Raw genomic sequence first — 25,126 nt, 5'->3', positions numbered from 1 at the left:
GTTTGCTTCATGCCCCAGTTGCGTACCGTTCCCGCTTCCCCGAGTACCCGAAGCGAGGAGCGGCGGCGCAAGCTGCTGGTGGCGGCGGCTGACCTCTTCCTCGCCTCCGGTTACGACGGCGTCAGCATGGACGCCATCGTGGCCGAGGCGGGCGGCTCGAAAGCCACCGCCTACCGCTACTTCGGCAGCAAGCAGGAATTGCTGGTGGCCGTGGTCGAGTACCTGTGCGCCGACTTCATCATCGCGCTGCGCCAGCTCGATACGTCGCAGGCGGGCCTGGAGCAGGGTTTGCAGCTGATCCTCGATGAACTGGTGGCGGTCGTCACCAGCCCCCGCCATGTAGACTTTTATCGCCTCGTCGTCACGGGTGCGGCCGCCGTGCCGGCCGTGGGCCAGACCTGGTACGAGCACGGCCCGCAAGTGTGGCACGCCCTGATCCTGCGCCTGCTGGAACAGCAGCGCACGCAGGGCCGCATCGCGCCCGACACCTCGTTTTCCAATCTGCCGCAAATCCTGTTCGACGCCGTCTTCTCGCACCTGACCACGCGCACCGTGATGCTGGGGCAGGGCGGCGATGCCGCCACGTTCCGGCCCTTGATCGCGGAGCTGATCGAGCTGGTGGTGGCGAGGGTGGAGCGCAGGTAAGCGGCGAAAAGAGACTTGAGCCCATCGGGCAGCATGCTTTAGCCATAGCATCACTCCTGCCAAGAACCTGCCGGTCATCCTGTCGCTGACTGTCGTGTCGCTGACTGCCGTGTACGTCCGCTATCGCCCCAAAGCAGCCGTTATACGCGAATGCGTGATCAAGACTAGAAATAGCTGCGTAAGTTCGCTTTTGAATTGATTTATACTATTTATCATATTGCATGACGATGAACTTCGCACGCTCATACAATTCGTCAAAGGTGAAAATTTCGGGGCTGGTAGTGTTCTGCCTGAATAGCTCAAAGGAGCGATATCGTTCTTCGCTTACCCCTTTGTCGGTGCTGAACTCTTGCAAGCTGCCGATGACCATAAATGCTTTTGGTGTGTAGTTGTACGCTACTTCGCCGGTAGGATCGCCATTATCGTCATTCATTGCCAGCTTGTGACGCAGCGTGTCACTTGCCATTGCGACAGTGCCTTGAACTTGCGAAACACCTCCTGCAAGGTCTTCGGATGGTGCCCAGCAACCTCCACGGTACGCGGTCTTCTGTAACAGGGGTGTCTTATGGGTTTTAATCTCTGCAAAGCACAGGCTAGAGATGGCGCCTCGTGTTCGCAAAAGTGCGTCCACCCGCTTGCCATGATGGGCGACGGTAAATCCTTGGACGTACTGCTCCAGCTTGTTGTCGTCCAGTGAGGATAGATACAGATAGCTCAAGCCGTAACCAAAAATCCAGGGATTTTTCTCAAAATATTTTTGCCAAACCGCCTCGTCTTTGCACCCTTTCTGCTTTTTGACCTCTTCAAAGTAGCCGGGATCTTCCAGCAGGCGCTTGAACGTTTGCAGTTGCCTCTTTCTATAGCCCACGGCAATGACGTCGTCTTTCGTGATTGCTGATCTAATGACCTCAGCAAAAAGCTCTTGGTTGTCCTTGTACAGCGACTCTGCTTGTGTGCTTGAAAGGATCAGACGCCTCAAGGCTTCGTCTGTGATTTTCTTTGGGCCATTCCCCTCAAGCGGCATGGCTTGAATATGGTGAAGGAATTCCACGAGCTTGCCAATCTCTTCACCTATGAAGGAGAAGCTGGCATTGTGAGGCTTGTCTGTGGCGACGGTGTAGCCCTGAATACTTAGGACAAACATCTTCCTGTCGTCTTCAAAAAACTTCGCAGTAATACAGCTTTTTGCATCTTCCTTATGGCGAAGAACAACTTCGTCTTTAACGTGGGCGAAAGCGTAGCTGACAGGACTTTCAATCAGTTTGGTCGCTATTCGTACCATTCGGCTCTTATCATCGAAGTCGGGAAGGCCAGGGCTTATGTAGGTCTTGCCAGGCTCGGGGTCTAGATAGCTGTCCATATCGTCACTTTCAGATTTATTTTTGTTGCCTCTTGTTGCTCAATCTTAGATTGCTTGAAGTTGTGGCGGTGTGAATGACAATCATTGATTCCGAAAGGCTACTTCTGGCCGAACGCGGCCGAACAGGTGAGGATAGCATCTTGCCTTCGTGCAAAGCTCACGGTTTGTCACCATGAGGCAGAAGCCGCCCCATTGCAGACGTTGCAGTAGCTGAGCCGTAGCTTCGATAGCTTGCCTTAGAGTGCTTAAGGGGTATCGGACTTGAGCGCCGGATGTGCAGCGAACTCTTCTGGATACCATTTCTCAAGCAACGCAAGCGTAAGCTCCCCAATCGACTGCGCAGCCTTCTCGCGACCTTTGCCTGCCAGTTCTGTAAGTGGCAATTCCATTTCAAGCGGATGCTGTCGATTTGCGTCTCGCTGATGAGTTATGACAAGTTCGCCAGCTTGGTTAATGCAGAACGCTAGGTATGGATGATGCATGTTATTGCTTCCGTGGCAGGCTAATCTTAACCCGTGGTTGTCTTGAAACTGCGCCCTGAGTCTGGACGTCCGCTTTTGGCCGATTTTACGCGGTCGCACGGCCGGTGCCATTGGTACTTGGCGCCATGAATCCGCCACCTCTCTAAGGCCGCTACTATAGCAATGCTTCGTATGCACAAGCCTCTGGTTACTGCTGTTACACGTAGTACGGCAGCCTCTCCTATGGCGTCAACTCGCTCGACTTTGCCCGCAACCGCGCAGCGTGCCCAAGATCGGTGCTCTCCGCTGCTAATTTTTCAAGCGCCAATTTGTGTGCTGTCACGAGTGTTTGGCTAATTGGCACGTTGATATCGGGCGTGACGCCAACGCCTTCCCAGTTAGTCTTCGTAATGGGATTGATGGCGCGTCCATTGGGGATGAATGCGACGAAGTATGGACTTAGTTCTCGCATACGCCCCGGATTGGCACCTCCGCCAGTCACTTCCCCCACCAGCGTCGCACGCCTCAGTTGCTGGAGGTTGTAGCTGAACTCCTCTCCGGCAGAGAAAGTACGCGGACCGGTCAGCACGTAGACCGCTTTCTGTTGACCGTAGTGCTTTCCTGGAACGTTAGTATCAGTCCAGAACTCAACAATGCGGTCGCCATCGCGCCAATACAGATCATTCAGATGGGTGCGCTGGTCGAACAAGTAGCTGCTCAGAAAGGCGACGCCAGCCGGGTCCCCGCCGCCATTGTTGCGTACATCGACAATGAGAGCATCGCAGTCTGCCAGCTGCATCATTGCCGCCGTGATCGCCGGCGCAGCCTCACTAACGCGGTCAAAGCCGTGTACGTCGAGATAGCCTACGTTGCCTGCGAGAATCTCAATCTTCGCGATGCCATAGCCACGAGCAACCATCTGCTTGAGCATTTCTTCCCGTTGCTCCGGCGCCGGCGAACTTGCGATAGAGCGCGGTGTTTCACGGGCTTTCACACGCAGATGCTTATCGTGACCAGCCTCACGGAGGTCAGCGGTAAGCACGTTGGCAAATACTTCCGCATCAGTGATGCTGTCGTAGCCGCCGTGCTTTTGCTTCGCACGCAAAGTCGTACTGATTCTTCCCGCCACTTCTGGGAACACGTAATAGTCATTCAACTGCTTGAGCAACACGTCGATGACCCTCTGGCGTACGGTGGCATCGATGGAGAGAGCTTCTGCATGAGCGGCCACCTGTAAAAAACAAATAGCGAGCAAAGAAGCCGCTGCAGCGTGGAACCGTGCCATCGATATTTCCTCGAATTTGATAGTACATCGGTTGAATGGAAAACTATATTCCATTGAGGACAGTTTGATCTGACGGCTGCCGCCGCACTGACGCTATCACTTGCGCAAACTTGGACGGCCGCTTCTGGCCGCCAGCGGCCCACGAGCATAACGAATTATCAAGCGAGAAAAGTCACGCATTGTCACCTCAACGTGAATGGCCGTTTGTGGCGGCGGATTCTATCGGTGGTCGCAGCACCTTGGAGTACGCTAAAGTCAAGCGGCCAGCGCAAGCTTCTGCTTGGGCCAGACGCCAGACGCCATGTCGCGCCGATTCTGATGGCAACTGCATCATCAGCATGCAAAATCGCCGGTCCCATCGAGCGCTCCCGGCAGAAGATGGGCCAGGCTGTTGTCGCCAACTGTGACGTTATCACGCGCAGAAACAGGCGCTCTGCCGCGGCTGCTCCGGCCGGGGCGATGGACTCGTTCCGCCTCCGGGTCGCGTTGCGCCAGGGGCGAATGATATAGTGGCGGAAATGTATACACTGAAAGAAACTACCATGAAAAACGATGCAAGCACTCGCCCGCCAGCCAGCCAGGCACCTGCCAGGCTCAGCAAAGGGGACTTCGTCACCGCACTGCGCAAGCAGCTGCAAGAAGAAGGAAAGGCCGGCAAGTCCAGCGTGGACGTACGCGCTGCGACCCTGCACACGGACGTTGGCGTGTATCCGGCGCGCGGCCACTCGATGCCGACCTGTTGCACGGTGATGTATGAAGAGATGCAGCCCGGTGACGAGATTCTGCTGACGCCATCCGGCGGCAAGGGACCGACGCTGCTGGTACGGTATAAACTCCCGCGCTGATCGAACCTTGCCCTGTGCCGTGAACGGGTGTTCACGGCACCGCTCTGGCTTGCGGCGGCAAGCGGCGGACAGAGGCTGCTCAGCGGATGTTCAGTGCCGGTACCTTTGAAAACGCTTCAGCGATGAAGTCCATGAACACGACGGCCCGCGTTGGCAGCAGCCTGTTTGCGACATAGACGATTTGAACCGGGACGGGCAGGGCAGTGTGCGCCGTCAGGAGCAGCTGCAAATTGCCATTCCTGAGTCCTTCCTCGAACAGCCACTGCGGCCCATGTCCGATACCGAGTCCCGCATTGACCAGTTCGCGCACGGCCTCGGGTGAGTTTACCCGTACCTTTCCCGATACTGCTACTTCCGTATCGCGGAAGCGCCATGTGGCACCCGACGACAGCAGGGTGTAGATCACGCAATCGTGCCCGCGCAGATCATCGGGCGTGACTGGCACGCCGCGTTTGGCGAGATAACCCTTGCTGGCGACGAACACGCGCTCGAACAGGCCGATGCGCCGCGCGCGCAGGGCGCTGTCTTCCAGATGGCCGATCCGAATTGCCAGTTCCGCTCCTTCATCGACCAGACCCACATAGCGATCATTGATCTGGAGATCGAGCGCCAGGCCGGGATAGCGCTCCAGGAAGGCGGGGACATGCGGCAACACAAATGCATGCGCCAGAGCGGTCGGACACGCGACGCGCAGCAATCCGGACGGATCGACGTTCTCCCTGAAGGACGATTCGGACTCGTCGACGGCGTCAAGGATGCGCCGCACTTCCGCATAGTAGCGTTCCCCTTCGGGCGTGAGGGCAAGCTTGCGCGTTGAGCGGTGCAGCAGCCGCGTCTGCAGATGCTCTTCCAATGCCGCCACATGACGGCTGACGTTGGGCTGCCCCAGGCCCAGGTCGCGGCCGGCAGCGGAGAAGCTCCCCGTCTCCACAGCGCGCGCGAAGCATGTCATCAAAAGAAACCGGTCCAAAGTTACTCTCCCCGATTCATGCAATTGGAGCATGAATTATATGCAAAGATACGATCTTATCGAATTTCAAGCATGGGCGCATAGTTCTTCCCACGGCAGGTCAGCCAATGCTGGCTGACCCTGAATCACCTACAGGAGAATTTTATGTCCCGCTTGCAAGGAAAACGTACTCTTATCACCGGCGGCACCAGCGGCATCGGCCTCGAAACAGCCAGGCAGTTTCTCGCCGAAGGCGCACGCGTCATCGTCACCGGCGTCACTCCGGAATCCATCGAGAAGGCCAGGAAAGAACTTGGCGCCGAGGTTCTCGTGCTACGCGCCGATTCCGCCAATGTCGCCGCCCAACAGGAGTTGGCGCGCGCCGTCCAGGCGCACTACGGCCAGCTCGATATCGCCTTTCTCAACGCCGGCGTATCCGTCTGGACGCCGATCGAAGCGTGGACGGAGGAAATGTTCGACCGATCGTTCGACATCAACGTCAAGGGTCCCTATTTCCTGATCCAGGCGCTGCTGCCAGTGTTCGCGAACCCCGCATCGGTGGTGCTCAACACATCGGTCAGCGCGCACGTGGGCTCGGCGCATTCATCGGTATATGCCGCAACCAAGGCCGCATTCCTGAACTTGTCGAAAACGCTGTCGGGCGAACTGCTGGCACGCGGCATTCGCGTCAACGCCGTCAGTCCCGGCCCCGTCGAAACGCCGCTGTACGACAAGCTCGGCATCCCGGATGCCTACCGCGATCAACTCAACAAGGACATTGTCGCAACGATTCCGTTCGGCCGCTTCGGCACGCCGGAGGAAGTGGCCAAGGCGGTGTTGTACCTTGCTTCCGACGAGTCCCGCTGGACCGTCGGCTCCGAAATCATCGTTGACGGCGGCCGTACGCTTAACGGCTGACGTCACACAACTGCCGAACTATACGGATGCGCCCGCTCCGAATGCGTGAGCGGGCTTCATTTTGAAAGAGAGTATTCCAATTGCGCAAACGGCGGCGATGGGACGGCCCACCTTGTCGAACGGCTTGTTGTCGATTGACAAGCAGGGCACAGGCAAGAGTCAGGTCGCAATACCATACTTGTGCTGCGTAGCCGCATACTGCTGCTTGAGCGACTCCAGCTGCGGATGCCTGGGGTCGATCTTGCGGATCACCTGCATCTGGTGCTGCGCCTGTTCAGCGAGCGGGGCTTCCCAGCCCAGCATGTTGAGCTGGCGCAGGATGGCCTCGACGGAGGCGAACAGCACGGGCAGGTTGCCCGGCGTCTTGCGCAGGGCCTGGCGCAGCACGAAGACGGCGCCCTTGAGTTCTCCGCTTTCCGCCTTGCTGGCCGCATCCTGCATCAATTCCTGCACCTGGTTCGTGATCTGCTGACCCATGCCTTGCGCCAGGTCGTGGCGGCCCGCTTTTTCAAAGACATCGACGGCCGCTTCCATCGTCACGTCGCTGTCGGCTTCGTTGACGAGTTTCATCATGACGTCGGACGCGGCCTGTTCCAGGTTGTTCTTCAGGCAGCTTTGCACGAGGCCTACCTTCAGCTGCGTCGACAGGCCCCGCGCGTCGTCCAGGGCGGCGGCGGCCAGTTGCAGTTCGGTGGCGGCGGCGATGTCGTTGCCCGACAGTTCATGCAGCATGGCGGCCGAGATGGCGCGGCATGCTTCCACGTTGGCGCTGCCCCGCAGGGAGCGCTCCATGTCGCGCAGCACGCCGCTCGCTTGCGGCGCGTCGCCCTTTTTTACCAGCGTTTTTACCAGGTTGACGTGGTCTTCCGGGTCGCGGAATTCGGAGTACTTCGCTTTCGTCACGACCTGCTTGTAGGCCCGTTCGGCCGCGCCGATGTCGCCCGTGTCGAAGGCGATGCCGCCCAGGTGGCGCAAGCGGCGCACCATGTGCGGCGAGATGGCCACCGCGTCCTCGAGGATTTTCTTGGCCTGCAGTTGCTGGCCCATGGCTTCATGGTTTTGCGCCAGCAAGTCGTAGGCGGCCATGAAGCGGGGATAGGTCTCCACCAGTTCCAGCAGCGCTTCCTGCGCATCCTCGTGGCGCTGCTGTTCGAACAGGGTGCGCGCCAGGCCCAGGTGCGCCCAGGCCATGGGCCGCGTGGCCAGCATGTCGGCGTAGAGCTGTTCCGCTTCCTTCCATTCGTCCAGGCTGATGTGCAGTTCGGCGCGCAGGCGGGCGAAATCGGCCGCCAGGCGCGGGTGCTGCAGTTCGGCCGCGCGGCAGCTTTTCACGGCTTCGCGCAGGTCGCCCTTGTCGATCAGCTGATACGTGGGCAGAAAAACGGCGCGCCGCTCGATGGCGCGCGCGATGCGGCCGCTCAGCACGTCGACGGTGAACGGTTTTAATATGTAGTCGGACGGGGTCAGCTCCGCTGCGCTGATCACCTTGCTGTGGATGGCCTCCGAGGTCAGCATGATGAAGATCGTCCACAGGCCGATCAGCTTATGGTGGCGCAAGTCTTCCAGCAATTGCTGGCCATCCTGGCCATCCGTGCCGCTGCCAAGGTCGTATTCGCACAAGATGATGTCGAACGGTTTCTTCATCAGCAAGCGGATGGCCGTGCCGGCATTGACGGCATATTCCACCTTGGTGATGGCGGCCTGGTTCAGCATATTGTGTAGATTGCCCCGCATGCTGGGGTTCGGGTCGACGATCAGGACAGATAAGTCGCTAGTTTCTGGCATGGTTCAGCTCTCGTTCATCTGTTCGGTCATTTGCGGGAACTCTTCTTATATGTAGCTGCCTGGCAGTATTGTTTTTTATCAGCATACTGCAAAGCCGCCCGACACTGCCAGCAAAATGCATGCAATCGGGTGCCGTGCGCAAGGGCAGGCGCGTCCAGCGCCGTCCGGCGTTGTATTTCATGACACGAGCGCCCCTTGCGACAGTGCGGGCGCCTGTTTTTCCGGCCATTCCCTGACTACCGTGATAGTATTCTAAAATGCAACACCTGTTGCATGCCGCACCACGTCGCGGCAAGGCATGCGCAAGGCTTTAACGGGCGCTTTATCCCTCTCTGGTGTCGATACCCGTCATGCGCGTTCCTGAACTGTCTACCTTGCGGCGCATTGCCGTTCCCCTTGCCTTTGGCGGCAACAGCGAACAGCAGCATACGTATTTTGCGGAATTGCACCGGGTCGGCCTGATCACGCAAGTGATGGGCATCATCGCCTTCAGCCTGGCCTGGCTGCTGATGCCGCCGGCCTACCATCCGAACCTGACGCACGCCGTGCTGGCCTTGCTGGGCATGTTGGCGAGCCTGGCCGTGCGCGCCCGCTGCACCACCTTGCCCGTGCTGACCATGACGGGGGCCTGCGCCGTGCTGGCACTGACCTTCGGCTTGCGCACCATGGCCGATGCTGTCCACCACGCCAGCTTCTGGGTCTTGCCCGTGGGTGTCTTCATGACCCTGGCCATCGCTTCCATCTTCAATGGCGGTCTCAGCTACTTGGCCGTGGTGGCGGGCGTGTGGTGGAACGTGGGCCACGGCCTGTATCCCGTCAACGCTGGCTTGCCCGACCAGCCCTGGGTGCCGTTGATGATCGCCGTCAGCGTGCTGTTCGGGCTGGCGCTGAACGTCAGCTTCAGCTTATTGCGCCTGCGTAACTATCACGCCAAGGTGGAATTGACGCGGCTGGCCTTCCAGGACAGCCTGACGCGCTTGAACAACCGCCGCATGTTCACGCAGCGGGCCCAGCAGATGCATGGCGCAAGCCACGGCGGCATGCTGCATTTCCTGATGATCGACATCGACGATTTCAAGATCATCAACGACCAGCAGGGCCACGATGCGGGCGACGCGGTGCTCATGCGCACGGCCGCCATCATCGCGGATAAGGCGCAAAGCCATCTGTGCGGACGCCTGGGCGGCGAGGAATTCGGCATCGTCTACGCGGGTGACCGCGAGGCCGTGCGCGCCTTCGCTGGCGCCCTGGTCGCCGCCGTCAGCCAGGCTTTCCATGCGGCACAGTTCGTGTCGATCAGCGTGGGCGTGGCCGAGCTGGACCGGGACAAGGAGCTGAGCCACAGTTACCGGCTGGCCGACGAGGCGCTGTACCTGGCCAAGCGCCAGGGCAAGAACCGCTATGTGATTGCCTGAACCTGTTGTTGCAAGTTGGCAAAAACTGCCGGTTTCAGGGGCAAAATGGCCGGAAAGCCATAAGTTCCGGTAATAAAGAAGGGGTAAAACGGGTATAATGCGCGCAAAGGAAATTTGCCGTACGAAAGATATTGTCATACCTACCTTTAACCCGCAGCCACGCTGCATCAACCACCTTCCAATCATGTTGATACTGCCGGGTTCCAATGCCCTGTCCCATTTCCGTAGCCACCGTCTGTTAAGCCAACTGCAAGCCGTCTCGCCTGCGATCGTTGCCGTGCAAGCACGCTATGTCCATTTCATCGATGCCAGCGCGCCCCTCACGGCCGACGACAGCACGCGCCTTGGCGCCTTGCTGACGTACGGCGAGCCGGCCCAGGCTGACAATACGGAAGGCGCTGCCGAAGAATTCTTCGTCATCCCCCGTTTCGGCACGATTTCGCCGTGGGCTTCGAAAGCCACCGACATCGCGCACAACTGCGGCATGGCGCACATCAAGCGCGTCGAACGCGGCATCGCTTTCCGCATCAACCTGAAATCGGGCATCCTGGGCAGCGCCATCGGCGCCGGCAAACTGACGGACGAGCAAGTACAGGCCGTGGCCGACCTGCTGCACGACCGCATGACGGAATCCGTGCTGCGCAGCGCCGACGACGCCAAGGACTTGTTCCGCACCCTGGAAGCGCGTCCGCTGGAATCGATCGACTTGCTGGGGCAGGGCAAGCGCGCGCTGGAAACGGCGAACACGGAACTGGGTCTGGCGATGTCGGAAGACGAAATCGACTACCTGGATGCCGCCTTCACCAAGGCCGGCCGCAATCCGACGGACGTGGAACTGATGATGTTCGCGCAGGCGAACAGCGAGCATTGCCGCCACAAGATCTTCAACGCCGACTGGACCATCGACGGCGTGGCGCAGCCCAAGTCGCTGTTCGGCATGATCAAGAACACGCACGAACTGCAGCCGAAGGGCACCGTCGTCGCCTACAGCGACAACTCGTCCATCATGGAAGGCGCCACCGTCTCGCGCTTCTACCCGCGCGGTGCGAACCACGAATACGCGGCATCGACGGAACTGACGCACACCCTGATGAAGGTGGAAACGCATAACCATCCGACGGCCATCTCTCCTTTCCCTGGCGCCTCCACGGGCGCGGGCGGCGAGATCCGCGACGAAGGCGCGACGGGCCGCGGCGCCAAGCCGAAGGCTGGCCTGACCGGTTTCACCGTGTCGAACCTGTCGCTGCCGGACGCCGTGCGCAGCTGGGAAACGGCAGCTTCCGTGACGGCGCCGCTGGCTGGCCGTGCGGACGCGGAGCAATACGGCAAGCCGGAACGCATCGCGTCGCCGCTGCAAATCATGATCGAAGGCCCGCTGGGCGGCGCCGCGTTCTCGAACGAATTCGGCCGTCCGGTACTGGGCGGTTACTTCCGCACGTATGAGCAGAACGTCGGCGCAGACAAAGACGCCGTGTTCGGCTACCACAAGCCCATCATGATCGCGGGCGGCATCGGCAATATCTCGGCGCAGCACACGCACAAGAACGATATCCCCGTCGGCAGCCTGCTGGTGCAGCTGGGCGGCCCGGGCATGCGCATCGGCATGGGCGGCAGCGCCGCCTCGTCGATGACCACCGGCAGCAACACGGCCGACCTGGACTTCGATTCCGTCCAGCGCGGCAATCCTGAAATGGAACGCCGCGCCCAGGAAGTCATCAACGCCTGCTGGCAAATGGGTGCGGACAATCCAATCATCTCGATCCACGACGTGGGTGCGGGCGGCTTGTCGAATGCTTTCCCGGAAATCACCAACGACGCCAAGCGCGGCGCGATTTTCGACTTGCGCAAGATCCCGTTGGAAGAATCGGGCATGGCGCCGAAGGAAATCTGGAGCAATGAATCGCAGGAACGCTACGTCCTGGCCATCGCGCCGGAAAGCCTGCCGCTGTTCAAAGCCATGTGCGAACGCGAACGCTGCCTGTTCGCCGCCGTGGGCGTGGCCACCGAAGAACGTCAACTGAAGTTGATCGACCCGGAACTGGGCAACGAACCGGTCGACATGCCGATGGACGTCTTGCTGGGCAAGCCGCCGAAGATGCAGCGCGATGTGGTCCATGTGGCCAACGATTTCCCGGCCATCGACCTGACGGGCATGGACCTGGTTGATGTCGCGCAAAAAGTGCTGCTGCTGCCGACCGTGGCCGACAAATCGTTCCTGATCACCATCGGCGACCGCAGCGTGGGCGGCATGACCGTGCGCGACCAGATGGTGGGACCGTGGCAAGTGCCGGTGGCCGATTGCGCCGTCACCACCATGAGCTTTGAAGGTTATCTGGGCGAAGCGATGGCCATGGGCGAACGCACGCCGCTGGCCGTCATCGACGCGGCAGCTTCCGGCCGCATGGCCGTGGGCGAAGCCGTCACCAACATCGCCGCTGCCGCGATTGCCGACATTTCCGACATCAAGCTGTCCGCCAACTGGATGGCCGCCTGCGGCCAGCCTGGCCAGGACGCGGCCCTGTACGACACGGTGAAAGCCGTCGGCATGGACCTGTGCCCGGCGCTGGGCATCAGCATCCCCGTCGGCAAGGATTCGCTGTCGATGCGCACGACCTGGAAAGACGAGAACACGGGCGCGGCGAAATCCGTCACCTCGCCGGTGTCGCTGATCGTTTCCTCGTTCGCGCCAGTCACGGACGTGCGCAAGTCGCTCACGCCGCAGCTGAAAACGGACCAGGGCGATACGTCCTTGATCCTGATCGACCTCGGTCGTGGCAAGAACCGCCTGGGCGCCTCCGCCCTGGCGCAAGTGTTGCAGCAGCTGGGCAATGAAACGCCGGACGTGGACAGCGCGGAAGACCTGAAAGGCTTCTTCGCCGCCATCCAAAAGCTCAACAGCGACGACAAGCTGCTGGCCTACCATGATCGTTCGGACGGCGGCCTGTACGCCACCCTGACGGAAATGGCCTTCGCCGGTCACACGGGCATGTCCGTCAACCTGGACATGCTGACCATGGAAGGCGAGCACTCGAGCGACTGGGGCGACGCCAAGAACTGGGCCGGCCAGGTGGCGGAACGCCGCAACGAACTGACCCTGCGTGCCTTGTTCAGCGAAGAGCTGGGCGCCGTCATCCAGGTGCGCGCGGAAGAAAAGTCGCTCGTCATGGACGTGCTGCGCACGTTTAACTTGGGCGCCTGCAGCCATATCATCGGCAAATTGAACGACCGCGACGTGATCGAATTCACGCGCGACGCCAAGCTCATTTACACCCAGCCGCGCGCGGACCTGCACCGCCTGTGGAGCGAAACGAGCTGGCGCATCGCCCGCCTGCGCGACAATCCGGCCTGCGCGGACGCCGAATACGACCGCCTGCTGGACGTGCAAGACCCGGGCATGTCGCCGATCGTCACGTTTGACCAGAACGACAACATCGCCGCGCCATTCATCGCCACCGGCGTGCGTCCCCGTGTCGCCATCCTGCGCGAGCAGGGCGTCAACTCGCATATCGAGACGGCGTACGTGATGCACCAGGCAGGCTTTACGGCCGTCGACGTGCACATGAGCGACCTGATTGCGGGCCGCGTGAAACTGGACGATTTCCAGGGCATCATCGCGGTGGGCGGCTTCTCGTACGGCGACGTGCTGGGCGCGGGCGAAGGCTGGGCGAAGACGATTCTGTTCAACGCCAGCCTGGCGGAACAGTTCGCGCGCTTCTTCAACCGCACGGACAGCTTCGGCCTCGGCATCTGCAACGGCTGCCAGATGATGAGCAACCTGAAATCCATCATCCCCGGCGCCCACGCGTGGCCCAAGTTCACGCGCAACAAGTCGGAGAAATTCGAAGGCCGCTTTGCCATGGTCGAAGTGATGGATTCCCCATCGATCTTCTTCAACGGCATGGCCGGCACGCAAGCAGGCATCGCCATCGCCCACGGCGAAGGCTACGCCGACTTCTCGCAAACGGGCGACATCACCCAGGTCACGAAAGCCATGCGTTTTGTGGACAACAAGGGCGCCGCCACCGAAGCGTATCCGTACAACCCGAACGGCTCGCCGGAAGGCATCACCTCCGTCACCACGCCAGACGGCCGCTTCACCGTGCTGATGCCGCACGCGGAGCGCGTGTTCCGCAGCGTCCAGCAGTCGTACCACCCTGAAGCGTGGGGCGAGGATTCGCCGTGGATGCGCATGTTCAGGAATGCACGGAAGTTTGTGGGGTAATTAGTTCGCTTGCAGGGCAGCGCTAGGGTTCAAGGCGCTGCTGCTGGGGTCGGAATGAGAAAGCCGCTGTCGGGAGACAGCGGCTTTTTATTTTTTTGAAGTCATTTTTCATCGTATTATTCAACTGCCTGACTATCTTGTCCAAAGCTCCCTGATATGTTTTTAATGAAAATATCATTTTCCAAGGATAAAATATTTTTAAAAAAAGGCTTTTTCTCTTCTTTTGCTATGTGAATATCAACCATTTTCGCTATTTGTCTTTTCTCCCACAAGTCTGCTCGCGAGTAATAATCTCTTATTTCTAATACTTCTCCACGATTTACGAGAGGCTCTAACTGTTCTAGTACTGCTCTCCCTATGTAGCTTCCCTCGTTTCTACGGAGTGATCGAAAATATTCAAACAGAATTTCTTTGTTTGTAAATCTTCCACGCCCGAAAAAACGAACAATATACACTAATATAAATTCAGATGAGTTCCAATCTGTAAGCCATTTTCTTAATTTTTTTGATATTTCGGAAATTGTCTCATCTGATATGTCATTCTCATTTTTCGCGATAGCGTCAAGGGTATATGGAATGAATTGAGGAAATTTATTAAGTATTGATACAACATTGCTCAAAATATGAAATTTCTTTTGGGCTATGCTTACTTTAATTATTTGAATAAATCTTTTTGGATCGACTACCATCGAGTTTGTTGTTTCTTCTAATAGTATTTGTATATTAATATTGCTTGATTTTTTTATTTCATTTGTGGTAAGTTTTCTGAATTTCGTGGGTATTAATCCAGAATAGCCTCGAATGATTTTTGATATGTTCTGATTGCTAGGTAAATCTTCTGTGTCATTTTGATTTTTTTGTGTTTCTGCAGGTTGTGTAGGAGCAGAAACTGGGGGCGGCATAGGCATAGGCATAGGCATAGGCATAGGCATAGAAATGGACGTCGAGGTAGTTGCGATAAAAAGCTTTTGCTGTTTATTTTCTGATGCCATCCTTTCAGATGGTGGCCTTCTGAAAAATATATTTGCATCATCACTATCTGTGTTTGAGACATCTTTAATTTCAGTCTTGCTTGTATTAATAAAGAAACCCTCTTTGTTTAGCCTATCCACAAGTAGTGATAGCCAATGGTGAGCAATTGCCGCATCGGATGCAAAGAAACGATAATCATCAACAAAACGGCAAAAATCCACTTTTTTTGAAATTAAATAATTATCAACTTCTATCAAGGCCGCTTCCGCTAGTATTCTACTTGCATTGGAGCCTACAGGAAGGCCATAAGAGTCCCTATTTGACCAAAAAAGTAAAAGTTCGTTAATTTGTTTTACTACTTTTTTGTTTGTTTCAGGGAGTGATGTAAGTATCGATTCTAAGCGATGTAAATTTAGGCGATCATAAAAATTTGAAATATCACAAGATACCATCACGTTGATATTTTTTTGTTTTGTTTTTCTTGATACGTGCTCTCTAAATGATGTGTAGTTATAATTTGAGTCAAATAGATTTCCTTTTTGCGGGTGGAACCTATATGAGAATATGTATTTTTTATCTTTGCATATTCTCATGTTCTCAATTTTTACTGCTAATTGAAGCACTAGGGATAGGTATTTCATTTCATCTAGTGGTTGTACATGCGCACACTTCCTAAAATCAAATAATTCTTTTTTAGGAAATAAAATGTGGGTTATTGGTGAGACTTTTAAAGATTGTAGTGAGTTGTGATTAAGTGACTCCTTTATTTCTTGGGCGATTTTTTCGCGCAAATCTCCTTTTATCATAGATAGTTCAAATGGCGTTGCGAAAACATCGACATCTGTTAACCCATCCTTTTGAATGTTGTCGATAGCAAGGTTTATTGCTGATGTTATGTCCATTATTTTATTTTATCTATTTCAAGTATTAATTGTTAAAGATGTCAGTCATGAAATTAAATTCCCTTCGCCACCCCCACAATCACCACCGCCGACGGCACCAATAAAAACTGCGCAATCAGCGTCCCCGCCAATCTGCTTCCCACCAGCCACACCACCGCGCGCCTGAACTGCGATTCTTCGATCTTGCCTTCGATGACGTCATCCGTCATGCCCGACATGTGCGGGTCGATGAAGACGGCCATCATGATGGTGGCGCCGCCGTTGATGATGGAGGACAGGGTGCTGGAGGTGACACGCACGCTGGGGTCGAGCACGCCCGCGTACAACGCCGCGAAGACACCGACCGTCCACAGGGCTGTGGCGATGACGTTCATGGCTGTCATAGAGACGGAAACGCCAGATTTTTCGCGCAGGCCCGTGACGTTGGCGGGTTTGGGCAGGCTGGCGGAGGTCTTGAGGTAGGACAAGCCGCCCTTGAAGACGGCGTGCAGCAGCAGTTTCGGCACCGATCTGTGCACCTGGAAATGCTCGACGGCGCGGCAGAAGGCGCGCTGGAAGGTGGGGATCAGGATCGCGCCCAGTAGCGTCGCCAGGCTGGCGGAGAACAGCAGCCAGCGGAAGTCCAGCAATAGCGTGCCGGCGGCAACATGCTGGTCGATGCCCGTTTCCACGCGCTTGGCGAGGAAGGGCCCCAGGAAGGAATTCGACGTGCGCGACAGCAGCATCAGAATGCTGAACAGGGCCAGCGAGACGGCGATGCGCCGCGTGCGGATGCCGGCGATGCGCACGGAGTAGGCGAGGGTGGCGATGATGTGGATGATGAACGTCAGCGCGCAAATCAACAGCAATTGCTTGTCCATCACAACCTTGCAGTATGGAAAATGTAATTCCATGCTGCCATGAAATTATTTATTTTTCAACTGCAAATAAGGCAATTTTCAAGTTAATTCGTTTTCGTCATGTTTTGTGTGTTTGTATGCTGACGGCAGTTTTTCACCCCAAGGCAGAAACTGGGGTCAGACCCGACGGGTCTGACCCCGGCACTTGTTCTGGGTTTGGCCATGCTTTTATCGGAGGCAAGGCTCGTTCCCGCCGCTTGCATTTGAGGCATGTGCCCTCAGTTGGGTGGGAGTGGCAACGTAGAGCGCTGCCGCACCCACACCAACCCGGAGGTACGCCATGAGTTTCCCTTTTTGAGCAAGCTGAAGTCCAAGGCAAGTGAACTGAAAACCGAGGCACTGAAGTACAAGAACAAGGATTTCCTGAACGCCGCGATGGCCGGATCGGCCCTGATCGCCATGGCCGACGGCAGCGTCAGTGCGGAAGAGAAGCAGAAGATGGTGAAGTTTATTGAAAGCAATGATGCGCTATCCGTGTTTACCGCCACGGACGTGATCAAGGCTTTCCAGGACTATGTCGGCCAGCTGGAGTTCGACAAGGATATCGGCGAAGCCAAGGCGTATCAGGCGCTGGGCAAGATGAAGTCGAATGTGGAGGCGTCGCGCTTGCTGGTGCGCATGATTATCGCCGTCGCTTCGTCGGACGGCAATTTCGACGCCAATGAGCAGCGCGTTGCCAGCAAGATCGCGCGCGAGCTGGGCTTGACTCCAGCGGAGTTCGAGTTGCAGTAAAGCCAGGCCAGCCGGCCCCGGCTGGCTTAACTCTTGTCCCACCACGGCGGCGTGCCCGACGACCAGGGGCACGCCATGTCCACTTCGCGTATCCTGTAGCGGATCTCGATCACCTGGCCGGGGCTGAAGGGACCGCGCTTCCAGTCGCCGGAATCAAAGACGTAGCCTTTGCCCTTGATGCAATGCGTGGTCGGATTGTTGCCGATGGGACCGGTAGAGTGCAGGGTAACGCGCACTTCGCCGTTGGCGTCCAGCGGGGCGTCGCCGCCCATGAACAGTGGATCCGAGCCGACGTCGCAGACAGTGGTGCTGCCTATCTTGCTGCAGCGCTTGATGTATGTTTCCTGGCGCGCCTGGGCCAGGTAATCGTCATGCCGCATCGGCTTGCCGTCGTCATAGGTAAAGCGCAGGACGACTTGCGTGGGCTCGCTGGCCGGATGGCGCGTGGTGCTGGTGCAGGCGGCGCTGACCAGAGCCAGCAGGGGCCAGGCCAGCAGGCGCAGGCCACCGCGCAGCAGCGTCGAGAGCGGATTGTTGCCGGGTGAGTGTTGCATGTGCCGTTGCCATCTGTCTCATGATCGGGGCGCCGATCATAGCATGTGCCGGCAGCGGTTCGGCTAGGGCGCGCCGCGATTCAATTCCTGCAGCACTTTCTTGCACAACACCCCATAGCCCACGCCCGTGCCGCGCTTGTGTGGGGCCAAGTCAAATCTGGCGCTGATGTCGTCCCACGCCACGCTGCCAGGCAAGGGACGCAGGTCGTCGTCGAGGTCCATTTCGAAATGGATGAAGCGGCCATCGGCGCTCAGCAGCTTGCCGCAGACGAGGGGGAGGTCGGGGAAGGCCAGTTGCAGGTCGAGCATGATAGCCGCGTCCAGCGCCACGCCATGGCTGGCCGCGCACTGGCGCAAGGCGTCGGGCAGGGGGCGGGCGCGCCACCAGGCCGCTGTCTGTTTGATGGCGGCCAAGGTCAGCGCGTTTTGCTGTTGCACAGAATATTGCTTGCTCATGGCTGTCACCCATGCGGAAGGCGGCTTGCTGCGTCAACGCGAAGCCAGGCTCATGCTTTGAACATGGGCGGGCACGATGTCGCCGCTGGCCAGTTTTTCGGCCGGCACCACCATCAGCACTTCGCCGCCCACGCTGCCATCGTCGCGCAAGTCGATGCGCATGGCCAGTTGCCGGTCGAGCGCCACGAAGCTGTTGCTGCCGCTGGCGACGATGCGGTGTTCTTCCTGGTCATCGATGCGCGCATACATCATGGCGCCGATGCTGCCTATATTGCGCAGGTACAGTACCTTGCCGTTCGACAGCTCATAGCCGCCGCGGAACGGAGAAAATTCTTGCGCGCTCATGAAGTGCCTGTGGGCGGGCAGTTCGATAGTCTGCATGCGCCCGCCTGGAATGACGACGGTCTGGCTGTCGGGAAGCGTTTGTGCATTTGCCAGCAGGGCGCAGATGCCCAAGGTGCCGGCCAAGATCCATGTTTTCATTTTTTTACCCATCCTTGAACTTTGATGCCGTCCGCTGCCGGCGCGGCGATATTGTTGTCGATGCCAGGGAAATCACGCCGGGTGGCCCGCATGCGCCGTGGTGACCTTGGCAAGGCGGGGGCGCCCGGTCTTTCCAGTGTAGGCAGGCAAGATGCCGCGCACATCATCCGATCGGATGACACGGCCTCAGGCATCCAACACGGTCAGGTGCGCCGTCGCGCCGTGGATCAGCGCGATCAGCTCGCCCTGGCGGCGCGTGTCGGTCTTCAAATAGGTGTGGTGCAGATGCGTCTTGACGGTATTGACGCTGATGCCGCCGCGCGCGGCGATTTCTTCGATGGTGGCCCCTTGCGCCAGTGCCTTGCCCACTTGCGCTTCGGCTTGCGTCAAGTCGAACAGCTGCCGCAAGGCAGTGACAGACGTGCTCGCTTGGGTGGGATCGCGCGCGATCAGCAGCGCGCATGGGGGCTGGCAATCGGCAAGCGGGGTGACTGTCAGGGCCAGGGGACCTTGCTGCTTGCGCGCCAGGCGCAGCGACTGGCATTGCGCTGCGCCGCCGGTGCTGGCGATGACCATGCGCACGGCGCGCGCCAGGTCGGGCGGCGCGGCGTGCGCCAGTTGCGCCGCATGCAAGGCGTGGCCGGCGGGCGTGGCGAAACGCAGTCCGAGGTTGGCGTCGAGCACCAGCACGATGGCGCCCATGGCGTCGAGCGCCGCCAGCGCGCAGTGGCTGGCCAGTTGGGCTTCGCGCAGGCGCTGCTGCAGGCACAGGGCGCGTTGCAGATGCGGCAAGAGTTCCTGCCATTGCTGGCCGCTCAGGTCAAAGCTGTCGAGCTGCGGCCAGTCGCCCGCGCCGCAGGCCGAGTCGTACATGGCGGCGATCAGTTTCCCCACATCCGCCGTTGCTGTACCTGTGTCCATGCTTGCCCCCAATCCTGACTACATCAATGTGCCGCAGGCGCGCAGGTGCGGAACTGGGTAAGGGCGGTGTGGCGCAGCGATTCGCCCTACCTTTGTGAGGAAGGTCTGTTCGCTGCCTTCTGTCCTGGGCAACTATCAAGATAGTACAAACGCTGCCCCACCGCAATGCGCCGCCGCCGATGTAATCGTGCTCCCGGATTAACATTCCCCGATACAATAAAATATTGTCATAAATATAAACTCAGGGCATGGGACCGGAGTCGCATGCCATGCTGATCGAGGAAGTCATATGACCAGCAGTATTTTTTCGATGAGACCGCTTTTGATCGGTTTCCTGTGTCTTTGCATGGCGGTTTCACAGGCGGCAATGGGCAAGGAAAGCCATGAGTTGACGGTGAATTTAAGCGGCTACAACCATACCGATCACGGGATAGGCAGTTATGAGGTGACCTTGCAGAATGGCGCCACTGCGGAAGCGGGCTATCTGGACGCTGGCCAGGGCGGCGGCTATACCTGTGCCTTGCCATTCCCCGCGTGTGGCAAGCGGGAATGACGGCGAATATCGTCATTCATACGGTAAAAGACGGCAAGGATGTCCGCGTCGAGCAAAACGTGGAGGTTCCCCCGTATGCTCCCGCCGATGCTGGCCGGTTCGTCGTAATCTTCTGTTTCTCGCGGACAGAATTTAAGTTCCAGCAACGCAACGGTTTTCGCTGTCAAAGCACGCCGTTGCATTTCGGACAGGAGCTTGACACTTTCCCTTAACTCCCTGGCGAAACAGCTCTTGATGCGTTTCCCGAAGGGCATGTTCGTCCAAGTTGGCGAGAGGTATCATCATCAAGTTTGCTTATTGCAATGGCAGGCCAGGAGAGGCCGGCACTGCAGCGGTCTTGCGCCGTATCACCACCGTATCAGCGATCTTGTCATGCCACCCCTGCTTGCGCGAGTCCTTGCCAATCCAAAAGAACCCCAGGTAAAGCGGTAGCGCGGACAGGTAAGAACTGAGACAGCGTTTGACACACTGGCCGGCAGAAGGCTTGTTGCCCGTCTTCGCATCGACAATGATCGCGCCGATGGCCATCTTGCCAGGTGTTGTAGACAAGGTAATCCAAAACGCCAATTGAATCAGTGGCGGCATGACACATGAAATCATGAAGTGGGCCGGGCCACGAAACAAGGAATCGGTCGAAAAGTAGCTTCGGCCATATATGGCTATCAGCATCGGCATGATGATAATCAGCAAGAGCAAGCTGTCGATCAACGTCGCGCCAACGCGTGGCCAAAAGCCGACATAGTCCATTTCAGGATTCTGTTGCATTATTTTTCCAAAACGTCAGTAAATGGGTGGCCGCCAGCGTCGGGGCAGAATGGCGCAGTGTACGACCTTGTTGCTTTCATTGCAAGCTAGAGCTTTTGTCAGGTATTTGATAGCGCAGGGTGTCATCCGCAGCAATCGGACGCATGGAAAACATATCCATAGGGTAAGCTTCGGGCCTAGGCTATTTTGCAACTCTATCAAAAGTACATGACATCCATAATGATCCCTGACGTCGCCCTGGTCGACAACACCGAACAACGCACGCCGCTGGTGCTCGTGCTCGACTGCTCCGGCAGCATGGCGGGCGAACCCGTCTCGCTGCTCAACGATGGCCTGGCCTTGCTGGAACAGGAACTCAAGTCCGATGTGATCGCCGCCAAGCGCGTGCGCATCCTCGTGATTCAATACGGCGCCCACGATGAAGCCGTGGTGGCCAGCACCTGGTGCGACGCCATGGATTTCACGGCGCCCGTTTTGTCCGCGAACGGCACCACGCCGACCGGGGCGGCCGTCGAACTGGCCCTGGCCGAAATCGAGCAGGAAAAGCAGCGTTTCCGCGCGGCGGGTGTGGCGTACACGCGGCCGTGGCTGTTTTTGATGTCGGACGGCGAGCCGACGGACCGCTGGCAGCGCGGCGCCGAGCAGGCGCGCGCGGCTGAACAGGCGAATAAAGTGGCGATCTTCCCCATCGCCGTGGGCGACCATGCGAACATCGATACGCTGGGGCAGTTTTCCAGCCGTGGCGAACGGGGCGTGAAGCAGCTGAAAGGCTTGCAATTCCGCGAGCTGTTCCTGTGGCTGAGCGCCAGCATGCAGGTGGTGTCGCAGTCGCGCCCCGGCGCGCAGGCGCAGCTGGCTTCGACGGACGGCTGGTCTGTCGTGAGTACGTGAAAGCCCGTTGATCCATGGCGATAGCAAATCAGCATTGGCGCGTGTTCGGCGCGTCCGTCACGGGCAAGGCACACCTGGATAAAGACATTCCTTGCCAGGACGCGCACGCGCACGCCGTCGTGAACGACGTTTTGGTGGCCGTCGTCTGCGACGGCGCCGGTTCGGCCAGGCTCAGCGAGCAGGGCGCGCAGTTTGTTGCCGCGCAAACCGTGCAGGCGCTGGCCGGACGGCTGGAGCAGGGCGCCACCGTGCAGGATCTGCATGACGGCGCGCTGGCGGCTACCCTGGCGCAGATCCGCGCCGCGCTCGACGACATCGCCCGCGCCGCCAACGCCACCCTGGACGACTACGCCAGCACGGTGGTGGGCGTGGTCATGGGGCAAGAGGCCGGCTTCTTCTTCCACCTGGGCGATGGCCTGGGCGTGGCGCAACTGATGGACGGTGGCGAACTGATCTCGCTGCCCGCGAACGGCGAATACGCCAACGAAACATATTTCATCAGTGGCGAGCGCTGGCGCGAACAGCTGCGCCTGCTGGCGATTCCGCAAGCCGTGCGCGGCGTCGTGCTGATGTCGGATGGCTGCATGCCCTTTGCCATGAGCAAGAACAATGCAGCGCTGTACGCGCCGTTCATGGATGCCGTGCAAGGCTATCTGCGCACGGTCGAGAGCAGCGAGCTGGGCAATACGGCGCTGGCGTCCACCCTGGCCGACCCGCGCACGCACCAGATCACGGGCGACGACAAGACCCTGCTGCTGGCCTTGCGCGCATGAGCCGGAAGCAGGGAGTCACGCCCGGTCTGAGTCCGGGCGGCAAGATATGGCTCGATAAAGTCCGCAGCCTGGTACTGGGCAAACTGATTAAAAGCGGCGGGGCGGGCAGCGTGTATCTGCTGCCCGGCGCGCCCGCGCAGGTGGCCAAGCTGTACCATCCGCACCTGGACCGGGCCGCCAACCGGCGCAAGCTCGAAGCGATGCTGGAACTGTCGCCCGAATTGCCCGACCAATTGGAAAACGGCAAGCGCTACGTGCAGATCGCCTGGCCGCAAGCGGCCGTGTTCGACGGCCAGGGCGGCTTCGCCGGTTTCGTCATGCCCCTGCTTGACATGGCGCAAACGGCGGAACTGGAACAGATCATGCAGGAGCGGCAAGCGCGCGCGGCCGGCTTGCCCACGGGACTCGGTCCCAAGCTGACCCTGGCCGCCAACCTGGCCGCCGTCCTCGACGCGCTGCACCAGCAGCAGCATTACGTGGTCGACTTAAAACCCGTGAACCTGCGCTTTTACCGCGATTCGCTGTACATCGCCATGCTCGATTGCGACGGTTTCAGCATCCAGGGCCATGCGGAACGTTTTCCTGCCGAGCAATTCACGGCCGACTACCTGGCGCCGGAATTCCAGCGCAAGGGCATGCCTGCGGGCACGGAAATGGCACAGGACCGTTTCGCCCTGGCCGTCGTCATCTTTCAGTTGCTGAACTTCGGCATCCACCCGTACAGCGGGCGGCCCGGCAATGCGCAGGTGGCCACCGATATTCCCGGCCGCATCCGCGACGGTTATTACGCGTATGGCGCCAAGCGCCACAAGCTGCTGGCGCCGAACGCCACCAGTGGCCACGCGCTGATGCCGCCCGAGCTGCGCGCCATGTTCGACCGCGCGTTTTCCCAGTCGCCAAACTCCCAGCGGCCATCGGCGGCCGACTGGGCGCAATTGCTGCGCGGTTATGCGCAGCGCAGTGGCGGCAAGTTGACAGTGTGCGCCGTGAATCCCGAACACCAGCATTTTGCGGGCCACGGTTGCGCGGCCTGCGCGCGCGACAAGGTCATCGCCTCGGCCGCGCAAGCGTCCGTGCAGGCGCAGCAGATGCAACTGCAACAGCCATCGTTGCCGCAGCAGCGCGGCGCGCACCATACGGCGCCGGGCCAGGCGCCGGTCTTCATCCCCGTGGCGGGCAACACGGGGGGCGGCATCACGGGCAAGGGCTGGGCCGTTGTGGTGCTGCTGATCGTGCTGTTCCTGATCGGCTTTACGGCCTGGACCTCGTCGCCCGACGAGGCGAAGGACAAGGCCGCGATGCAGGCCCAAGCCGAGCAGGCGGCCGGCCTGGAAGTATTCAGCTGGCGCCCCCGCAAGGCGGCCGGTTTCCAGCCGTCCGATGCGCGCAAGGCCGTGCGCAGCCTGTCGCAAGCGGTCAGCAAGGGCGACGATGACGCCGTCACGCGGGGCTTGCAGCTGTTGTACCGTGCCGGAGAGCAAAAATCGTCTGTCTACGGCGGCGACCCCGTCCAGGCGCAGCTGCGCGCGTCCTTGCTGGAAGGCCTGGGCTGGGTGCCCGGCTATGAGCCTTCGCTGGTGGCCAGCTATCTTGACTTGCTGCAAGCGAACCCGCGCGACCATCTGGTGGCGGCGGCCATGGGGCGCATGCACCTGAGCCTGAACGAACCGCAGGCGGCGCGCCAGTACTTCGAGCAAGCCTTGTGGGCACGCCCGACCGATGGCACGGCCTGGCTGGGCATCGCGGCGACGGCGCTGCTGCGTGGCGGCGACGAGCGCGATGCCGTCAACATGGTGGCGCTGGCGCAGCTGACGGCCTACCGTTATGCCGTGCAGAACGCCTTGCCCGCCGAGCCGGGCCAGCCGTCCGACAATGGCGTCGCCCGCACGATGCAACGCATGGACCTGAACGCCAAGATGCTGCGTCTGGTTCAGGGGTGGGATTACCAGAAGCGCTGGGACAAGGCGCTGGCCGATGGCGCGCTGCTGGCGGCCAGGCTCAAGGCCATGCCACCGCTGCGGGACCAGGTCGGCGGCGTGCAGCGCGAGACGATGACGACCGTGACTTACGGCGTGCTGGACGAACAGCATGCAACGGGTGAAAACCGCCTGACCCTGACCATTGCGGCCGACGGCACGCTCAGCTATGCGGCGGCCGAGTTGCCGATGGAGCCGATGCTCAACAAGGTGCTGCTCGACAGCGTGAAGCGCTGGACCTACTTGCCGGCCGTGCAGCACGGTCAATTGCGGGAGGCCAAGGTGGTGGTGCTGGTGCGCTATCGTAACGGCCGGGTCAGCTTCGTGCCGGCCGGCGTGGCCGCCACGACGGAAAATTAAAGGA

At 59.1% G+C, this 25,126-nt stretch carries 23 protein-coding genes; 11 read left to right on the top strand and 12 right to left on the bottom strand.

Annotated elements, in window-relative coordinates:
• The first annotated feature begins 9 nt into the window (after nt 1-9).
• Nucleotides 10-645, top strand: a complete 636-nt coding sequence (locus AC1RBA_RS04760; RefSeq protein ID WP_071650149.1) for a TetR/AcrR family transcriptional regulator — start codon at nt 10-12, stop codon at nt 643-645.
• 205 nt (nt 646-850) lie between these two features.
• Here AC1RBA_RS04760 and AC1RBA_RS04755 read toward each other — a convergent pair whose 3' ends face one another.
• The 3 genes from AC1RBA_RS04755 to AC1RBA_RS04745 all read right to left on the bottom strand — a co-directional run bounded on the left by AC1RBA_RS04755 (nt 851) and on the right by AC1RBA_RS04745 (nt 3,751).
• Nucleotides 851-2,005 (bottom strand): Shedu immune nuclease family protein, encoded by a 1,155-nt coding sequence (locus tag AC1RBA_RS04755; RefSeq protein WP_099408344.1) that lies wholly within the window; start codon nt 2,003-2,005, stop codon nt 851-853.
• 245 nt (nt 2,006-2,250) lie between these two features.
• Nucleotides 2,251-2,487: a hypothetical protein gene (locus AC1RBA_RS04750; RefSeq protein ID WP_157750989.1), complete on the bottom strand. Its 237-nt coding sequence runs from the start codon at nt 2,485-2,487 to the stop codon at nt 2,251-2,253.
• A 220-nt stretch (nt 2,488-2,707) separates the two neighbouring features.
• Nucleotides 2,708-3,751: a S41 family peptidase gene (locus AC1RBA_RS04745; RefSeq protein WP_492416901.1), complete on the bottom strand. Its 1,044-nt coding sequence runs from the start codon at nt 3,749-3,751 to the stop codon at nt 2,708-2,710.
• A gap of 542 nt (nt 3,752-4,293) precedes the next feature.
• Between AC1RBA_RS04745 and AC1RBA_RS04740 the strand changes: the two genes are divergently transcribed.
• A complete protein-coding gene (locus AC1RBA_RS04740; RefSeq protein ID WP_070310833.1) occupies nt 4,294-4,596 on the top strand; it encodes an HNH endonuclease in 303 nt (100 codons plus the stop codon).
• A 79-nt stretch (nt 4,597-4,675) separates the two neighbouring features.
• On the opposite strand, the gene AC1RBA_RS04735 is transcribed toward AC1RBA_RS04740, so the two are convergent.
• A complete protein-coding gene (locus tag AC1RBA_RS04735; RefSeq protein ID WP_070218680.1) occupies nt 4,676-5,566 on the bottom strand; it encodes a LysR family transcriptional regulator in 891 nt (296 codons plus the stop codon).
• Nucleotides 5,567-5,710: 144 nt separating this feature from the next.
• On the opposite strand from AC1RBA_RS04735, the gene AC1RBA_RS04730 reads away from it, so the two are divergent.
• Nucleotides 5,711-6,463 carry an SDR family oxidoreductase gene (locus AC1RBA_RS04730; protein ID WP_121669342.1) on the top strand — a complete coding sequence of 251 codons (753 nt, stop codon included), beginning with the start codon at nt 5,711-5,713 and terminating at the stop codon, nt 6,461-6,463.
• Nucleotides 6,464-6,622: 159 nt separating this feature from the next.
• Here the strand turns inward: AC1RBA_RS04730 and AC1RBA_RS04725 are convergent, their stop codons facing one another.
• A complete protein-coding gene (locus AC1RBA_RS04725; RefSeq protein WP_070288250.1) occupies nt 6,623-8,248 on the bottom strand; it encodes a response regulator in 1,626 nt (541 codons plus the stop codon).
• A 350-nt stretch (nt 8,249-8,598) separates the two neighbouring features.
• Here AC1RBA_RS04725 and AC1RBA_RS04720 point away from each other — a divergent pair, with 350 nt between their 5' ends.
• Together AC1RBA_RS04720 and purL are read left to right on the top strand one after the other, a co-directional pair.
• Complete coding sequence (locus tag AC1RBA_RS04720) at nt 8,599-9,663, top strand: GGDEF domain-containing protein (protein ID WP_492416898.1); 1,065 nt, start codon at nt 8,599-8,601, stop codon at nt 9,661-9,663.
• Between the two features lie 184 nt (nt 9,664-9,847).
• On the top strand, nt 9,848-13,885 hold the full coding sequence (gene purL / locus AC1RBA_RS04715) for a phosphoribosylformylglycinamidine synthase (protein WP_492416897.1): 4,038 nt from the start codon (nt 9,848-9,850) through the stop codon (nt 13,883-13,885).
• 116 nt (nt 13,886-14,001) lie between these two features.
• On the opposite strand, the gene AC1RBA_RS04710 is transcribed toward purL, so the two are convergent.
• On the bottom strand, nt 14,002-15,759 hold the full coding sequence (locus tag AC1RBA_RS04710) for an RNA-directed DNA polymerase (RefSeq protein ID WP_492416895.1): 1,758 nt from the start codon (nt 15,757-15,759) through the stop codon (nt 14,002-14,004).
• Between the two features lie 53 nt (nt 15,760-15,812).
• Complete coding sequence (locus AC1RBA_RS04705; protein WP_492416894.1) at nt 15,813-16,619, bottom strand: lipid II flippase Amj family protein; 807 nt, start codon at nt 16,617-16,619, stop codon at nt 15,813-15,815.
• A 333-nt stretch (nt 16,620-16,952) separates the two neighbouring features.
• Between AC1RBA_RS04705 and AC1RBA_RS04700 the strand changes: the two genes are divergently transcribed.
• Nucleotides 16,953-17,390, top strand: coding sequence for a tellurite resistance TerB family protein (locus AC1RBA_RS04700; protein WP_492416892.1), 438 nt, complete (start codon nt 16,953-16,955; stop codon nt 17,388-17,390).
• Nucleotides 17,391-17,416: 26 nt separating this feature from the next.
• On the opposite strand, the gene AC1RBA_RS04695 is transcribed toward AC1RBA_RS04700, so the two are convergent.
• The 4 genes from AC1RBA_RS04695 to AC1RBA_RS04680 all read right to left on the bottom strand — a co-directional run bounded on the left by AC1RBA_RS04695 (nt 17,417) and on the right by AC1RBA_RS04680 (nt 19,804).
• Nucleotides 17,417-17,944, bottom strand: coding sequence for a hypothetical protein (locus tag AC1RBA_RS04695; RefSeq protein ID WP_492416890.1), 528 nt, complete (start codon nt 17,942-17,944; stop codon nt 17,417-17,419).
• Nucleotides 17,945-18,007: 63 nt separating this feature from the next.
• A complete protein-coding gene (locus tag AC1RBA_RS04690) occupies nt 18,008-18,400 on the bottom strand; it encodes a hypothetical protein (RefSeq protein ID WP_492416888.1) in 393 nt (130 codons plus the stop codon).
• A gap of 33 nt (nt 18,401-18,433) precedes the next feature.
• Nucleotides 18,434-18,883 carry a hypothetical protein gene (locus AC1RBA_RS04685; protein ID WP_230503452.1) on the bottom strand — a complete coding sequence of 150 codons (450 nt, stop codon included), beginning with the start codon at nt 18,881-18,883 and terminating at the stop codon, nt 18,434-18,436.
• Between the two features lie 186 nt (nt 18,884-19,069).
• Nucleotides 19,070-19,804, bottom strand: coding sequence for a helix-turn-helix transcriptional regulator (locus AC1RBA_RS04680; RefSeq protein WP_083287099.1), 735 nt, complete (start codon nt 19,802-19,804; stop codon nt 19,070-19,072).
• 289 nt (nt 19,805-20,093) lie between these two features.
• Here AC1RBA_RS04680 and AC1RBA_RS04675 point away from each other — a divergent pair, with 289 nt between their 5' ends.
• Nucleotides 20,094-20,357 carry a hypothetical protein gene (locus tag AC1RBA_RS04675; protein WP_492416886.1) on the top strand — a complete coding sequence of 88 codons (264 nt, stop codon included), beginning with the start codon at nt 20,094-20,096 and terminating at the stop codon, nt 20,355-20,357.
• Entirely contained in the window at nt 20,354-20,569 is a 216-nt protein-coding gene (locus AC1RBA_RS04670; protein WP_230503447.1) for a hypothetical protein, read from the top strand. Before AC1RBA_RS04675 ends, AC1RBA_RS04670 begins: the two co-directional genes overlap by 4 nt.
• An 82-nt stretch (nt 20,570-20,651) precedes the next feature.
• Here the strand turns inward: AC1RBA_RS04670 and AC1RBA_RS04665 are convergent, their stop codons facing one another.
• Nucleotides 20,652-21,122: an RDD family protein gene (locus AC1RBA_RS04665; protein WP_230503445.1), complete on the bottom strand. Its 471-nt coding sequence runs from the start codon at nt 21,120-21,122 to the stop codon at nt 20,652-20,654.
• A 207-nt stretch (nt 21,123-21,329) separates the two neighbouring features.
• Here AC1RBA_RS04665 and AC1RBA_RS04660 point away from each other — a divergent pair, with 207 nt between their 5' ends.
• The 3 genes from AC1RBA_RS04660 to AC1RBA_RS04650 are packed head-to-tail and all read left to right on the top strand — an operon-like array spanning nt 21,330 to nt 25,122.
• Nucleotides 21,330-22,013: a vWA domain-containing protein gene (locus AC1RBA_RS04660; protein ID WP_492416884.1), complete on the top strand. Its 684-nt coding sequence runs from the start codon at nt 21,330-21,332 to the stop codon at nt 22,011-22,013.
• Between the two features lie 14 nt (nt 22,014-22,027).
• Nucleotides 22,028-22,786: a PP2C family serine/threonine-protein phosphatase gene (locus tag AC1RBA_RS04655; RefSeq protein WP_492416882.1), complete on the top strand. Its 759-nt coding sequence runs from the start codon at nt 22,028-22,030 to the stop codon at nt 22,784-22,786.
• Nucleotides 22,783-25,122 carry a hypothetical protein gene (locus tag AC1RBA_RS04650; protein ID WP_492416880.1) on the top strand — a complete coding sequence of 780 codons (2,340 nt, stop codon included), beginning with the start codon at nt 22,783-22,785 and terminating at the stop codon, nt 25,120-25,122. Before AC1RBA_RS04655 ends, AC1RBA_RS04650 begins: the two co-directional genes overlap by 4 nt.
• The last annotated feature ends 4 nt before the right edge of the window (nt 25,123-25,126 follow it).

It is taken from the genome of Janthinobacterium sp. GW823-FHT03B06, from assembly GCF_058796955.1.
This window is presented reverse-complemented; position numbering and strand designations above follow the sequence as displayed.